This is a genomic window from Pseudomonas sp. Irchel 3A7, from assembly GCF_900187565.1.
GTDB lineage: Bacteria > Pseudomonadota > Gammaproteobacteria > Pseudomonadales > Pseudomonadaceae > Aquipseudomonas.
Map to the genome: position 1 here is coordinate 367,300 of NZ_FYED01000004.1, position 13,011 is coordinate 380,310.

Here is a 13,011-nt window from a genome sequence, read left to right on the forward strand (position 1 = left end):
CCGCTCCCACAGGTTTCGAGTCTTGGCAGACATCTATCTCGGTAGCTTCGCTCCGATAAAAAACCATCCTGCACAAAACGGATAAAGGTCTGCACCCCGCGGATAGTCCGCTCCATTGCCCCGTCCTAGCATGAGCCTTGCCTGAACAATAACAATGGAGGCGGCGGCCATGACCCTGCGACCCGAATACCTTCACTCCTTGCTTGAAGACGACCCTGCCCAAGGCATCTATCGCTGCAAGCGCGAGATGTTCACCGATCCACGCCTGTTCGACCTTGAGATGAAACACATCTTCGAAGGCAACTGGTTGTATCTGGCCCATGAGAGCCAGATCCCCAACGTCAACGACTTCTACACCACCACCATGGGGCGCCAGTCGATCTTCATCGCGCGCAACAAGGACGGTGTGCTCAACGCCTTCATCAACGCCTGCAGTCATCGCGGCGCGACCCTGTGCCGGCACAAGTCCGGCAACAAGAGTTCCTACACCTGCCCGTTCCACGGCTGGACCTTCAACAACTCCGGCAAGCTGCTCAAAGTCAAAGACCCGGCGAACGCCGGCTACCCCTCGAGCTTCAACTGCGAAGGCTCCCACGACCTGACCAAAGTGGCGCGTTTCGAGTCTTATCGCGGCTTCCTGTTCGGCAGCCTGAACGCTGATGTACTGCCTTTGGTCGAGCACCTGGGCGAGTCGGCGAAGATCATCGACATGATCGTCGATCAGTCCGCCGATGGCCTGGAAGTGCTGCGCGGTTCGTCCAGCTACATCTACGAAGGCAACTGGAAACTCACCGCGGAAAACGGCGCCGATGGCTACCACGTCAGCTCGGTGCACTGGAACTACGCGGCCACCCAGAACCAGCGCAAGCAACGCGAGGCCGGTGACGAAAATCCGACCATGAGCGCCGGCAGCTGGGCCAAGCAGGGCGGCGGTTTCTATTCCTTCGACAAGGGCCACATGCTGCTCTGGACCCGTTGGGCCAACCCGGAAGACCGTCCGCTGTACGAACGACGCGACGAGCTGGCCCAGGACTTCGGCAAGGCCCGCGCCGACTGGATGATCGAGAACTCGCGCAACCTGTGCCTGTACCCGAACGTGTACCTGATGGACCAGTTCAGCTCGCAAATCCGCATCGCCCGGCCGATCTCGGTCGACCGCACGGAAATCACCATCTACTGCATCGCCCCCAAAGGCGAAAGCGACCACGCGCGTTCCAGCCGTATTCGCCAGTACGAGGATTTCTTCAACGTCAGCGGCATGGCCACGCCTGACGATCTGGAAGAGTTCCGCTCCTGCCAGACCAGCTACCAGGGCAGCGTGACGACCTGGAACGACATGTCCCGTGGCGCCGAGCACTGGATCGAAGGCGCCGATGACGCGGCCAAGGAAATCGACCTGCTTCCGCTGCTCAGCGGCGTGCGCACCGAAGACGAAGGCCTGTTCGTGCTGCAACACAAATACTGGCAGCAGACCATGCTCAAGGCCCTGGCCGCCGAGCAGTCGAAGTTGATCGCCGTGGAGGACGTGCAATGACCATTTCCTTTGATACCGTGCGCGACTTTCTCTACCGCGAAGCGCGTTACCTCGATGACCGGCAGTGGGATGAGTGGCTGGAGCTGTACGCCCCGGACGCCACTTTCTGGATGCCGTCGTGGGATGACAATGACGAGTTGACCGAAGACCCGCAGCGGGAAATCTCGCTGATCTGGTACGGCAACCGCACCGGCCTGGAAGACCGCATCTTCCGCATCAAGACCGAGCGCTCCAGCGCAAGCGTTCCGGACACCCGCACGTCCCACAACATCAGCAACATCGAGCTGCTGGAACAGGCCGACGGCTTGTGCAAGGTGCGCTTCAACTGGCACACCCTGAGCTTTCGCTACAAGACCGTCGACAGCTACTTCGGCAGCAGTTTCTACACCCTTGATGTGCGCGGTGAAAACCCGCTGATCAAAGCCAAGAAAGTGATCCTGAAGAACGATTACGTTCGCCAGGTCATCGATGTTTACCACTTGTGAGGCGGCCGTCATGACCCATTCCATTGCGTTCAATTTCGAAGACGGCGTCACCCGGTTCATCGACGCCAATGCCGGTGAAACCGTGGCCGATGCCGCGTACCGCCAGGGCATCAATATCCCGCTGGACTGCCGCGACGGCGCCTGCGGCACCTGCAAGTGTTTTGCCGAGGCCGGCACCTATGATCTGGGCGAGGAGTACATCGAAGATGCCCTCAGCCCGGAAGAGGCCGAGCAGGGTTTCGTCCTGACCTGCCAGATGCGTGCCCAGAGCGATTGCGTGGTACGCGTGCCGACGTCGTCGCAAGTCTGCCGTACCCGCCAGGCCAGCTACGAGGCAACCATCAGTGCGGTGCGCCAGTTGTCCGACAGCACCATCGCGCTGTCGATCAAGGGCGAGGCGTTGAGCAAACTGGCGTTCCTGCCGGGGCAGTACGTGAACCTGGGCATTCCCGGCAGCGAGCAGACCCGCGCGTACTCCTTCAGCTCGTTGCAACGAGACGGCGAAGTCAGCTTCCTGATTCGCAACGTGCCTGGCGGCTTGATGAGCAGTTTCCTCACCGGCATGGCCAAGGCCGGCGACAGCATGAGCCTGGCAGGTCCCCTGGGCAGTTTCTATCTGCGCGACATCCGCCGGCCGTTGTTGCTGCTGGCCGGTGGCACCGGGCTGGCGCCGTTCACCGCGATGCTGGAGAAAATCGCCGAGCAGGGCAGTGATCATCCGTTGCACTTGATCTACGGCGTGACCCAGGATTTCGACCTGGTGGAAATGGATCGGCTGGAAGCTTTCGCCGCGCGCATTCCCAACTTCAGCTACAGCGCTTGCGTGGCCAGCCCCGATAGCCAGCACCCGCTCAAGGGCTACGTGACCCAGCACATCGAGCCAAAGCACCTGAACGATGGTGATGTCGATGTCTATCTGTGCGGTCCACCGCCGATGGTCGAGGCGGTCAGCAAGTACATCGGCGAGCAAGGCATCAAGCCTGCGAACTTCTACTACGAAAAATTTGCCGCCAGCGCGGCATAAAACTGTGACGACACACCTCCTGTGGGAGCTGGCTTGCCAGCGATGAGGGAGTGTCAGTCAACATATCTGTTATCTGACACACAGCCATCGCGGGCAAGCCCGCTCCCACAGGGATTGTTGTGTCTTTGAAAGTTTGTGGGGAACGCATGAACAGATTTCAAGAAAAAGTCGCGCTGATCACCGGGGCTGCCCAGGGCATCGGTCGGCGCGTTGCAGAGCGGATGGCGGCGGAAGGGGCGAAGCTGATCCTGGTCGATCGCTCCGAGCTGGTGTTCGAGGTTCAGCAACACTTGGCGAAAGACAGCCAGGTGCTGGCCCTGACCGCCGACCTGGAGCAGTACGAGGAATGCAGCCGGGTGATGCAAACGGCCGTCGAGCGCTTTGGTCGTCTCGATGTGTTGATCAATAACGTCGGCGGTACGATCTGGGCCAAGCCGTTCGAGCATTACGAGGCATCGCAGATCGAGGCCGAGGTCCGCCGTTCGTTGTTCCCGACCTTATGGTGCTGTCACGCCGCGTTGCCCTTCATGCTGGAGCAGGGCAGTGGGGCGATCGTCAACGTGTCGTCCATCGCCACCCGCAGTGTCAATCGTGTGCCCTACGGCGCGGCGAAGGGCGGGGTCAATGCGCTGACCGCTTGCCTGGCGTTTGAAACCGCCGGGCGCGGGGTTCGGGTCAACGCCACGGCACCCGGTGGCACCGAAGCGCCGCCGCGGGTGATTCCACGCAACAGCGCCGAGCAAAGCGCGCAAGAGAAAGTCTGGTATCAGCAGATCGTCGACCAGACCCTCGACAGCAGTCTGATGAAGCGCTACGGCACGCTGGATGAGCAAGCCGGGGCTATTCTGTTTCTGGCCAGCGACGATGCGTCCTATATCACCGGTATGGTCATGCCCGTGGGCGGCGGCGATCAGGGCTGACACGACGCGCCAACAACTTCATCGAACAATGGAGTCAAGGTCATGAGCGAAAAACCCACGATTGTGCTGGTCCATGGTTTCTGGGGCGGTGCCGCCCATTGGAACAAAGTCATCGTCAAACTGCTGGGCAAGGGCTACACCCGCATCCAGGCAGTGGAAATACCCCTGACTTCATTGGCCGATGACGCTGAACGCACCCGTAAAATGGTCGCGCAAGTGGCCGGCCCCGTGCTGTTGGTGGGGCATTCCTATGGCGGTGCGGTGATAACAGAGGCGGGCGATCAACCGAATGTCGTGGGCCTGGTTTATATCGCTGCGTTCGCGCCGGACACCGGTGAAAGCCCCGGCGGCATTACGCAACGGCATCTGCCGGCGGCAGCAGCCAACCTGGCCCCCGACAGCGACGGTTATCTGTGGGTCAAGCCTGAGCTCTACCATGAGAGCTTCTGCCAGGACTTGCCGGCGACCGAAGGACTGGTCATGGGCATCACCCAGAAAGCCCCCTTGGCCAGCACCTTTGGCGACACGATCAGCACCGTGGCGTGGAAGAACAAACCGTCTTGGTATCAGGTGTCGGCCGATGACCGGATGATCGCGCCGCAGAACCAGCAATGGATGGCGGGGCGGCTGAACGCCAGGGAGATCCTGACCTTGAACGCCAGCCATGCATCCCTGGCTTCACAACCAGCCGAGATTGCCGCGTTTATCGACAGGGCCGCGACGGCATTGGCCACGGCGTAGAGAAACTTACAGGCGACGTTGAAACGCTCTGACGATACTGAGCGTGGCGTCGCTGGTGCTCAGGTTTTGTACCGCATCCAGCGGAAACCAGATGCAGTCGAAGATTTCATTTCGTGGCCGCGCCTGATCCAGATTGATCACGGAGGCCTCGAAAACGTGGTGCCGGGTGCTGCCGGTTTCCAGTTCCATCAGGTACAGCATGTCATCGACATCAAGCCCGGTTTCTTCCTGTAGTTCGCGCATGGCTGCGCCCGCCACCGTTTCACCGGGCTCGACTTTGCCGCCGGGCAACATCCAGCGACTCCTCGGTTTGCGCACCAGGAGAATGTGACGGTCCTGCTCGCAAATGACGGTTGCGCGTACTTTCATGTATTGCCTGATAGCTCTTTGACATAAATTTGTCATAAAACTGCAATATTCGCGCCGGATTCGTTTTGCCGGAATTTGCCTGTTTAGAGCGGTTGTCACGCCTGAAAGTGCAATCCAATGACGGAATACTGACACGACGTCTGGTCGGCCTTTCGGCAAAGGGTGGGTGTAAGGTAGGCACGTTAGCTTTGGATATCATTGCGAAGATGGAGGTGACCATGAGTGTTCCGATGCTGAACAAGATGCACATGAACGGTTATGACCTGGTCAGCGTGAACAACGGCCCATGGCGGGTCTGCACCAAAGGTGATCGACTCGGGTCGTTTGGCAGCCGAGAGGAAGCGCTGGCGTTTGCGGCGTCTCTTCCTGGCTACAAGTCGCGGCCGAGCAAACAGGCGCGCAGCCAGTAACCCGATCCAGTGGCGCGCGGTTATTGTGGCGAGGGGATTTATCCCCGTTGGGCTGCGAAGCGGCCCCGAGCGTTACTTCAGACAAATACAAGTTGTCCGGATTTTACGACTGCTTCGCAGCCGAACGGGGATAAATCCCCTCGCCACATTTTTCCACCCACGTGGAGATTTATTGCCGGGGCTAGTAGCCGCCACCTCCACCACCAGAGCGTGATTCCCTGGCCTTTTGCTGGGTGTTGCTCCATTCGGCACAGGTCATGAAGCTCTTGTGATCGACCTTGCCCCGATCATCGAAACTGACATTGAACGGGTGCTGATGACCGGGTTGGGTCAGCTTGTAATCAAAGCAAGTGCCCGGCTCGACGCTACGGTTCGTGACCGATAACGGTGGGCCGCCGATTTGCTCGACTTGCTCCTTGCTCATGCCGGTCTCGACCTTGGCCACCAGCGGCTGGTCCCGGTAGATTTGCGAGTTGCTGCTGCAGCCTGGCAATGCCGTGAGCAAGGCGGCGAACATCAAGAGAGCGCTTTTCATCACAGCGTGTCCGCTATTGGGGTTTGTTGCGGGTGATGAATTTGGCCTTCACTTCCTCGGCATAGCCCGCCAAGCGTTGCTCATCACCCTGGAACAGATCGCACAGCCTCCTGACAGCCTCTGCATCGACATCATTGCCGGTCAGGCGCAACTGCTCTGCGATGCGCAAAAGTTCGACCGCCGACCATCGCAGATCCGATGCAAGCCCTTGCAGATCGCGTCGAAGTTCTTGTTCCGATTCGTTAAGCCACATGATGACCTCCTGCAACTCTGCGCCTTGAAATTTTAGACCCATTCCAGCGGCAGAGCGTTGTATTCGTCCGATCCCGGGGCGCTTCCTTTGGTCGGGAAGTTTGCGCGATCGGCAAAATTCGCTGTCGTAGTGAAGTACCGATTTTTCGGCAAGGGCGGGGGACGTTCAAAATGACCGCAACCGATGATTTCAGAGCGCGTGCCCATGAGCTGATTGCCGATCTGGATGCGGCCACCAGCGAAATGATGAAGCTCATCTCCGAACACCAGCTCAGCGGGCCGGAGTGGGAGCGGGTCAGCCAGTGGCAACATGAAGCCTATGAGCGATGGATGACCTATTTGAACGAGCGGTCCTACCCGGGGCCTGGCGACAACAACGCCAGTCGCTGAGGTTCGGTCATCCATGGCAGTCCGGACGGCGACAGACTACATTTTATTTTTTCAGGATTAAGGACGTTTCATGCAGAGTCGGATGTTGATGGGGGGAGTGGTATTGGCGTTGCTGTCGGGATGTTCGTTGCCGGCGTCAGTGGTACCGGGCGAGCCGAATGTCAGCAAGTACAGTGAAAAACCACCGAAAGAGCTGGCCGCGTGCGTGTTGCCTCCGTGGCAGAAAGAGGTGTCCAGCACCACGCAAACGTCGATATCCAACGGCTACCGGATTACCGCGCCCAGCATCATCACGGCCGATGAAGTTCTGGACATCGTGAAGTCGAAGGATGGCAGCCAGGTCTCGCTGTATCAGGGCCCGCCCTGGGCCAAGTCCGGCGCACTGCGCAAGGCAGTGCGTGATTGCCTGTAGGATTCAGTCGGAAATCGCGGTGACCTGGATGAGCTGATCGTCGCTTGTCTGGGCACTGGCGGTGCCTTTCTTTTCCCGGCGATCGTTCATCCAGCTGTCCACCTTCGCGTTGAACTCCGCCGGGGCCTTGCGTCCTACCCTGCGGGCGATGTCCAGGATCGTCTGCTGGGCCAGGGCCTCTTCCATGCGCTTCTGCGCCGTCAGCATCGCGGCATGGATCGAGCAGCGTCCGTCCACCGCCCATTCCGGCGTCTCACCTTCAAACAGTGCGCAACGACCGCGAATTTCCCGGCATTCGAAAATAGCCTTGCGCCCGTCGATGGCGTTGACGATATCCAGCAGCGTGATTTCGTCCGCCGGCCGAGCCAGCTTGAACCCCCCACGCACACCCTCGGTCGCCACCACCAGTTTTGCCTTGGCCAGTTTGGTGAAGATTTTTGCCAGATAGTCCAGTGGCACACCTTGCAGCTCGGCCAGGTCACGCACACTCGCTTCGCGGGTATCGCCGCAATTGCCTACCAGGAAAGTCAGGCAGTGAAGACCGTATTCGACGCCTGCGCTGTAAAGAGCCATTTCAATCTCCGACTAGTGTTGTCGCAAATGATATCAGCTGGTCGTTAACGGGACAACGAATGGGATTGTGGCTCCATTGAAGCGGAAATCCTTTTGTAGCCCGCTGCATGGCTCCTTTCAGGCCTGTATCGATATCGTCGATGGAAACCATCGCAAAAAACAGGTTGCGCGATGTAACTCGGATCAATAGAGTCGCAGTTGTCAGATCGGCAGTGAACGGCGCTTTCCAAGAGAGACTCGCGCCAAGCTCCTGGTCCTTTAACAACATTCAATGCCTGGTTCTTCACTGGAGTTAAAAATGAAACAACACATCCTGGTAGTTGGTGCGGGTTTCGGTGGTATGTGGACAGCGATCAGTGCGACGCGTCTGTTCAACATCCATGATCACAACAACGTCGAAGTGACGGTGCTGGCTCCCCAGGCCGAGTTGCGGATACGCCCACGTTTTTACGAGCCGAACGCCCATCAACTGGCCGCTCCGATTGGCAAGCTGTTCGATGCGGTCGGCGTGAAGTTCATCAAGGGCGCTGCCGAGACCATCGACGTCGCGCAAAAACGAGTTGGCTACATTGATGCTTCGGGCAACAAACAGGTGGTTATCTACGACAAACTCGTACTGGCGACCGGCAGCGGCCTGGCACTGCCTGATACCCCCGGCGTGGCTGAGCATGCGTTTGACGTCGACCAGATCGAACAAGCCGTACGCCTGGAAAACCACCTCAAGAATCTGGTCAACCAGCCAGAAAGCGCTGCACGCAACACCGTAGTGGTTGCCGGCGGTGGTTTCACCGGGATTGAAACGGCGACTGAAATGCCGACTCGCCTGCGTGCCATCCTCGGCGATCGTGCGGATATCAAGGTGATCATCGTTGACCGCGGTAACAAGGTCGGTGGTTCCATGGGCCCTGAAATTGCGGAAAAAATCGCTGAAGCCAGCATTGAAACCGGCGTGACCTGGCATCTGAACGCCTCGGTTGTTGCGGTTGATGCAGACGGTGTGAGCTTGTCCGATGGCCAGCGTATCGATGCCAAGACCGTTGTCTGGACCACCGGCGTACGCGCCAGCTCGCTGACCGAACAGGTCCCCGGCGAACGTGATCATCTCGGCCGCCTGCATGTTGATGCAAACCTGAAAGTCATTGGCCAGGATGACGTCTACGCCACCGGTGACGTCGCTTACGCGGCCACCGATGACATCGGCAACCACGCACTGATGACTTGCCAGCACGCCATCATGTTGGGTCGTCATGCCGGTAACAACGTGGCCGCGCATATCCTCGGCGTGGACCCGACGCCGTACCGCCAGCCGAAATACGTTACCTGCCTGGATCTGGGCGCCTGGGGCGCGGTGTACACCGAAGGGTGGGATCGCCAGGTCAAGCTGACCAAGCAGGAAGGCAAGGAACTCAAGACGCAGATCAATACTGTGTGGATTTATCCGCCGGTGGCGGATCGTGATGTTGCCTGGGCGGCGGCGGATCCTTTGATTCCGATTGCCTGAGTCTTTCCCATAGTGCTGGCCATTTCAGCGAATCCCGCCCGGGTGTTTCCGGGTGGGATTTTTTTTGTTTGGGTACATATCCATTGCTGCGGTAACGGCTGCTTATGGTTTCGCTCTTGCGGCGTGTCCCCCCTGTGGGAGCGAGCCTGCTCGCGAAGAGGCCATGTCAGTCGACATCAATGGCGAATGCCAGACCGCCTTCGCGAGCAGGCTCGCTCCCACAGGGATTCGGTACATCCGCAACAGTCAGGTCGGCTGTCAGGCGACCTCGCTCTGGCTTTTCCAGGTGATCTGCTGTCCCCATCCTAAAGCATCAAAAAATTGCCAATATGAAATTCTCCGTGTATTTTTTCATGAAATTAAAACTATAAAATTTCACGGAGCCGGCAATGTTTCAGCAATCCACCCAACACGTCGCCAGCTACTACGCCCATACCTGCACCGATCACCTGAAAAACCGTGTGCCATTCGAAGGCGAGCAAGACACTGAAGTGCTGGTTATCGGCGCCGGTTTCAGCGGGTTGCACACCGCGTTGCGCCTGGCCCTGGCCGGCAAGCGGGTGACTGTGCTGGAAGCCAGCCGGGTGGCGTGGGCGGCGTCGGGGCGTAATGGCGGGCAGGCCATTCTTGGCTGGTCCTGCGACATGCCGCCGCTGGAAGCGGCGCTGGGGTATGAGCGCGCGCGGCGCCTGTGGGAAGGCATGCGCTGGGCGGCGCGGGAGTTGCGAGAACTGCCGGCACGCCATGGATTTGATTGCGACTACCGGCCTGGCCACCTCTGGACCTCGGTGATGCCACGACGGGTCAGCTTGCTGACCGAATGGCAGCACGAGGCCAGTCACAAATGGGGCCACGATGGTTTGCGTTTCATTGAACGCCATCAGCTGCCGGAGTGGGTCGCCAGCGAGCGCTACCAGGCCGGGCTGTTCGATCCCGAAGGCGGGCACTTGAATCCGCTGAAACTGGCGCTCGGCCTGGCTGCGGCGATTGAGCGGGCCGGTGGCGTGATTCATGAACAAAGCAAGGCGCTGAATTATCGCGAGGAGGGCGACGGGTATGTGGTGACCACTGAGCGCGGTCGCATTCGCGCCGATGTATTGGTACTGGCCTGCAATGCTTATCTCGACCGGCTCGATCCGCAGCTCTCGAGTTGCGTGTTGCCCGTTGGGACCTATCAGGTGGCCACGGCGCCACTGTCCGAGGCACAGGCGACTGCGTTACTGCCAAGCAATGTGTGTGTCACCGACAATCAGTTCGTGCTCGATTATTTCCGCCGCACCCCCGACAACCGCTTGTTGTTCGGCGGCGGTTGCACTTACCTGGGGGGCATGCCGAAGGACATCGCCGGCGCCACCCGGCCTTGTCTGGAGCGTGTGTTTCCGCAACTGAAAGGGGTCGAGCTGGAATTCGCCTGGGGCGGCCACATCGACCTGACCCTCAAGCGCACGCCCGACATCGGCGGGCGCGGCGGTCTGTACTGGCTGCAGGGCTATTCCGGTCACGGCGTGCTGCCGACCCTGGCCGGGGCGCAAGCCGTTTCCAATGCGATACTCGGCCAATCGGACGAGTTGGCGTTGTACCAAGGTTTGACCAACAACAGTTTTCCCGGCGGCAAGTACATGGCCGCACCGCTGGAAGCCATCGGCAAAGCCTGGTACCGGCTGCGCGACAGCATTTGAATCGGCACTTTCTGGAAGCTTTTAGATGGACATGCAAGAAGAGATTTCGGCGTTGGCGATCCTCATCCAGGACCTGCGCAAACACAAGAAATACACCCTGAAGGAACTGGCGGACAAAATCGGTCGCTCCGTGGGGTTTCTTTCGCAGGTTGAGCGCGGGTTGTCCCGGCCGACGGTGGCGGACTTGACCGCCATCAGCGAAACCCTCGGTGTGCCGACCACTTATTTCTACAGCCTGCCCAAACCCATGGCCTTGTCTTGGGTGACCCGGCCGGATGAGCGTCGCACGCTGTATTACGCCGACGGGATCACCGACATCCTGGTCTCGCCGAAAATGCGCGCGTCGTTTTCCATGCTCGAAAGCCAGCTGGAGCCCGGCGCCAGCAGCGGCGACCGGCACATGAAAGACAGTTCGGAGCAGGGTGGCTATGTCCTGGAAGGCCAGCTGACGCTGTGGCTCGATGACAACGAACCGGTCACCTTGTGCGCCGGCGACAGTTTCCAGCTGGCCAGTCATGCCCATTGCCGCTACGGCAATCTCTCGGACCAACTCACCCGCGTGCTGTGGGTTTACACCTGATAAAAACAACAAGGAACAAGACGATGGATGCTGTGTGCTCTGATCTGCTGGACGAAGTGCGCGGGTTTCGTCAGCGCTACCCCGAAGTGCGCTACGTCGACCTGATTTCCCTGGACATCCCAGGCCATTTCTACGGCAAGCGCTACCCGATCGAGATGCTGGAAAAAGTGGCGGCCGGCAGCGCGCTCAAGTTGCCGCAGAACTGCGTGTTGCTCGGCACCCAGGGCGGGCTGTTCAAGATCGGCGACTACTGCTTCAACGACGGTGACCCGGATGCGCCACGGCGTCTGGTGCCCGGCACACTCAAGAAGGTGAGCTGGGAGCAACAGCCGTTGGGGCAGATGCTGATCACCTCCGACGGCACCGAAAAACCGATCGTCTTCGAGCCGCGCGAAGTCTTGGCGCAGGTGCTGGAGCGCCTGCGTCGCAAAGGCATTTTTCCGGTGGTGGCGTTCGAACTGGAGTTTTACCTGTTCGATAGCCACTTGCGTGATGGCTTGCCACAATTTGCGCGCGATCCACTGACCGGTGACGCCGATGATCAGCCGAACATGCACATCGAACGCCTCTCGCGATTCGCCCCGGTGCTCGATGACATGGTCCAGACCGCGCGCACGCAAGGCATCGATGCCACGGTGATCACCGCCGAACTCGGACCCGGACAGTTCGAAATCAATTTCGGCCATCTGGATGACGGATTGCGCGCGGCGGACTGGGCGGCGTTGTTTTGCCGCAGCACTCGTGGTGTGGCGCTCAAGCATGGGTATCGCGCCAGTTTCATGTCCAAACCCTACTTGCAGCATCCTGGCAGCGGCATGCACGTGCATGTAAGCCTCTACGACGAAGCAGGCAACAACCTGCTGGCGGCGAACGGGCAACAAGCGTTGCGCCACGCCGTGGCCGGGTGTCTGGACGTGTTGCCTCATTGCATGCCCATCTTTGCTCCGAATCACAACGCCATGCGCCGCTTGAGCGCCACCGTGAACGTCGCATCCCGCGCCAGTTGGGGCTTTGAAGACCGCGATGCCTGCCTGCGGGTACCGGAGTCGGACGCGAAAAACCTGCGCATCGAACATCGCCTGGCCGGTGCGGATGCCAATCCCTACCTTGTGCTCGCCGCGATACTGGTTGGACTGGAGCAAGGCCTGGAAAACGGCCGCGAACCGATCGCCCCGCTTAATGAAGATCGCAGCAGCGGTATCGATTTCCCGCTGGAGATGCTGGAAGCCGTGCGGTCCATGCAAGGCAACCCGCAATTGCGTGAAGGATTGGGGGCGGAGTTTGTCGATGTGTATTGCGAGAACAAGCGCCAGGATCATTTGGCTTTCATGCACGACATCGATGCACGGGAGTACCGCTGGTATCTGTAGAGGCACGCTTCGCTCCTACAGGCACAGTTCAGGTGGTTTCGACGGTAACCATAAAAAACATCAGGTTATTTAAGGGCTTAGAGAAATTAGTAACCGAACAGTTAACTAAAATATCTTGTTACAGCGGGAAATATTCCGTAATATCCGCCCCGCGTTCACCACCACGGTTTATGCATTTTTAAGTCCCGGGCGTCCATCAGCTGCCCGGGATTTTTTTTGCCTGAAATTTGGCATAT

The 13,011-nt window shown here is 59.2% G+C and carries 16 protein-coding genes; 12 read left to right on the forward strand and 4 right to left on the reverse strand.

Annotated features, from left to right (window positions below; all coding sequences use genetic code 11):
- Positions 1–169 precede the first annotated feature (169 nt).
- From benA to CKW21_RS08980, 5 genes are all read left to right on the forward strand, one after another.
- On the forward strand, positions 170–1,534 hold the full coding sequence (benA, locus tag CKW21_RS08960; protein WP_095193608.1) for a benzoate 1,2-dioxygenase large subunit: 1,365 nt from the start codon (positions 170–172) through the stop codon (positions 1,532–1,534).
- Entirely contained in the window at positions 1,531–2,019 is a 489-nt protein-coding gene (gene benB, locus CKW21_RS08965; protein ID WP_095193609.1) for a benzoate 1,2-dioxygenase small subunit, read from the forward strand. The genes benA and benB overlap by 4 nt, the downstream gene beginning before the upstream one ends.
- A 10-nt stretch (positions 2,020–2,029) precedes the next feature.
- Positions 2,030–3,043 (forward strand): benzoate 1,2-dioxygenase electron transfer component BenC, encoded by a 1,014-nt coding sequence (benC, locus tag CKW21_RS08970; RefSeq protein WP_095193610.1) that lies wholly within the window; start codon positions 2,030–2,032, stop codon positions 3,041–3,043.
- A 146-nt stretch (positions 3,044–3,189) separates the two neighbouring features.
- Complete coding sequence (locus tag CKW21_RS08975; protein ID WP_095193611.1) at positions 3,190–3,963, forward strand: 1,6-dihydroxycyclohexa-2,4-diene-1-carboxylate dehydrogenase; 774 nt, start codon at positions 3,190–3,192, stop codon at positions 3,961–3,963.
- A 42-nt stretch (positions 3,964–4,005) separates the two neighbouring features.
- On the forward strand, positions 4,006–4,704 hold the full coding sequence (locus tag CKW21_RS08980) for an alpha/beta hydrolase (protein ID WP_095193612.1): 699 nt from the start codon (positions 4,006–4,008) through the stop codon (positions 4,702–4,704).
- Between the two features lie 6 nt (positions 4,705–4,710).
- On the opposite strand, the gene CKW21_RS08985 is transcribed toward CKW21_RS08980, so the two are convergent.
- Positions 4,711–5,073 (reverse strand): NUDIX hydrolase, encoded by a 363-nt coding sequence (locus tag CKW21_RS08985; protein WP_095193613.1) that lies wholly within the window; start codon positions 5,071–5,073, stop codon positions 4,711–4,713.
- A gap of 218 nt (positions 5,074–5,291) precedes the next feature.
- Between CKW21_RS08985 and CKW21_RS08990 the strand changes: the two genes are divergently transcribed.
- Positions 5,292–5,483: an SPOR domain-containing protein gene (locus CKW21_RS08990; protein ID WP_095193614.1), complete on the forward strand. Its 192-nt coding sequence runs from the start codon at positions 5,292–5,294 to the stop codon at positions 5,481–5,483.
- 181 nt (positions 5,484–5,664) lie between these two features.
- Here the strand turns inward: CKW21_RS08990 and osmE are convergent, their stop codons facing one another.
- Together osmE and CKW21_RS09000 are read right to left on the reverse strand one after the other, a co-directional pair.
- Positions 5,665–6,018, reverse strand: coding sequence for an osmotically-inducible lipoprotein OsmE (gene osmE / locus CKW21_RS08995; protein ID WP_095193615.1), 354 nt, complete (start codon positions 6,016–6,018; stop codon positions 5,665–5,667).
- 13 nt (positions 6,019–6,031) lie between these two features.
- Positions 6,032–6,271 carry a hypothetical protein gene (locus tag CKW21_RS09000; RefSeq protein ID WP_095193616.1) on the reverse strand — a complete coding sequence of 80 codons (240 nt, stop codon included), beginning with the start codon at positions 6,269–6,271 and terminating at the stop codon, positions 6,032–6,034.
- Positions 6,272–6,441: 170 nt separating this feature from the next.
- On the opposite strand from CKW21_RS09000, the gene CKW21_RS09005 reads away from it, so the two are divergent.
- Positions 6,442–6,660, forward strand: a complete 219-nt coding sequence (locus CKW21_RS09005; RefSeq protein ID WP_095193617.1) for a hypothetical protein — start codon at positions 6,442–6,444, stop codon at positions 6,658–6,660.
- Between the two features lie 70 nt (positions 6,661–6,730).
- A complete protein-coding gene (locus CKW21_RS09010; protein ID WP_095193618.1) occupies positions 6,731–7,072 on the forward strand; it encodes a hypothetical protein in 342 nt (113 codons plus the stop codon).
- A gap of 3 nt (positions 7,073–7,075) precedes the next feature.
- Here the strand turns inward: CKW21_RS09010 and CKW21_RS09015 are convergent, their stop codons facing one another.
- A complete protein-coding gene (locus CKW21_RS09015; protein ID WP_095193619.1) occupies positions 7,076–7,645 on the reverse strand; it encodes an Rrf2 family transcriptional regulator in 570 nt (189 codons plus the stop codon).
- Positions 7,646–7,943: 298 nt separating this feature from the next.
- Here CKW21_RS09015 and CKW21_RS09025 point away from each other — a divergent pair, with 298 nt between their 5' ends.
- The 4 genes from CKW21_RS09025 to CKW21_RS09040 all read left to right on the forward strand — a co-directional run bounded on the left by CKW21_RS09025 (position 7,944) and on the right by CKW21_RS09040 (position 12,775).
- Positions 7,944–9,146 (forward strand): NAD(P)/FAD-dependent oxidoreductase, encoded by a 1,203-nt coding sequence (locus CKW21_RS09025; protein ID WP_095193621.1) that lies wholly within the window; start codon positions 7,944–7,946, stop codon positions 9,144–9,146.
- A gap of 389 nt (positions 9,147–9,535) precedes the next feature.
- On the forward strand, positions 9,536–10,825 hold the full coding sequence (locus CKW21_RS09030) for an FAD-binding oxidoreductase (RefSeq protein WP_095193622.1): 1,290 nt from the start codon (positions 9,536–9,538) through the stop codon (positions 10,823–10,825).
- A gap of 25 nt (positions 10,826–10,850) precedes the next feature.
- Positions 10,851–11,405 carry a helix-turn-helix domain-containing protein gene (locus tag CKW21_RS09035; RefSeq protein ID WP_095193623.1) on the forward strand — a complete coding sequence of 185 codons (555 nt, stop codon included), beginning with the start codon at positions 10,851–10,853 and terminating at the stop codon, positions 11,403–11,405.
- A 23-nt stretch (positions 11,406–11,428) separates the two neighbouring features.
- Positions 11,429–12,775 (forward strand): glutamine synthetase family protein, encoded by a 1,347-nt coding sequence (locus CKW21_RS09040; protein WP_095193624.1) that lies wholly within the window; start codon positions 11,429–11,431, stop codon positions 12,773–12,775.
- Positions 12,776–13,011 lie beyond the last annotated feature (236 nt).

Coding starts and splice junctions, on each gene's coding strand:
- CKW21_RS09015 (WP_095193619.1), bottom strand. CDS start 7,645: ATGGCTCTTTACAGCGCAGGCGTCGAATACGGTCTTCACTGCCTGACT.
- CKW21_RS09040 (WP_095193624.1), top strand. CDS start 11,429: ATGGATGCTGTGTGCTCTGATCTGCTGGACGAAGTGCGCGGGTTTCGT.
- CKW21_RS09025 (WP_095193621.1), top strand. CDS start 7,944: ATGAAACAACACATCCTGGTAGTTGGTGCGGGTTTCGGTGGTATGTGG.
- CKW21_RS09000 (WP_095193616.1), bottom strand. CDS start 6,271: ATGTGGCTTAACGAATCGGAACAAGAACTTCGACGCGATCTGCAAGGG.
- benB (WP_095193609.1), top strand. CDS start 1,531: ATGACCATTTCCTTTGATACCGTGCGCGACTTTCTCTACCGCGAAGCG.
- CKW21_RS08975 (WP_095193611.1), top strand. CDS start 3,190: ATGAACAGATTTCAAGAAAAAGTCGCGCTGATCACCGGGGCTGCCCAG.
- benA (WP_095193608.1), top strand. CDS start 170: ATGACCCTGCGACCCGAATACCTTCACTCCTTGCTTGAAGACGACCCT.
- CKW21_RS09030 (WP_095193622.1), top strand. CDS start 9,536: ATGTTTCAGCAATCCACCCAACACGTCGCCAGCTACTACGCCCATACC.
- CKW21_RS09010 (WP_095193618.1), top strand. CDS start 6,731: ATGCAGAGTCGGATGTTGATGGGGGGAGTGGTATTGGCGTTGCTGTCG.
- benC (WP_095193610.1), top strand. CDS start 2,030: ATGACCCATTCCATTGCGTTCAATTTCGAAGACGGCGTCACCCGGTTC.
- osmE (WP_095193615.1), bottom strand. CDS start 6,018: ATGAAAAGCGCTCTCTTGATGTTCGCCGCCTTGCTCACGGCATTGCCA.
- CKW21_RS08985 (WP_095193613.1), bottom strand. CDS start 5,073: ATGAAAGTACGCGCAACCGTCATTTGCGAGCAGGACCGTCACATTCTC.
- CKW21_RS08980 (WP_095193612.1), top strand. CDS start 4,006: ATGAGCGAAAAACCCACGATTGTGCTGGTCCATGGTTTCTGGGGCGGT.
- CKW21_RS09035 (WP_095193623.1), top strand. CDS start 10,851: ATGGACATGCAAGAAGAGATTTCGGCGTTGGCGATCCTCATCCAGGAC.
- CKW21_RS09005 (WP_095193617.1), top strand. CDS start 6,442: ATGACCGCAACCGATGATTTCAGAGCGCGTGCCCATGAGCTGATTGCC.
- CKW21_RS08990 (WP_095193614.1), top strand. CDS start 5,292: ATGAGTGTTCCGATGCTGAACAAGATGCACATGAACGGTTATGACCTG.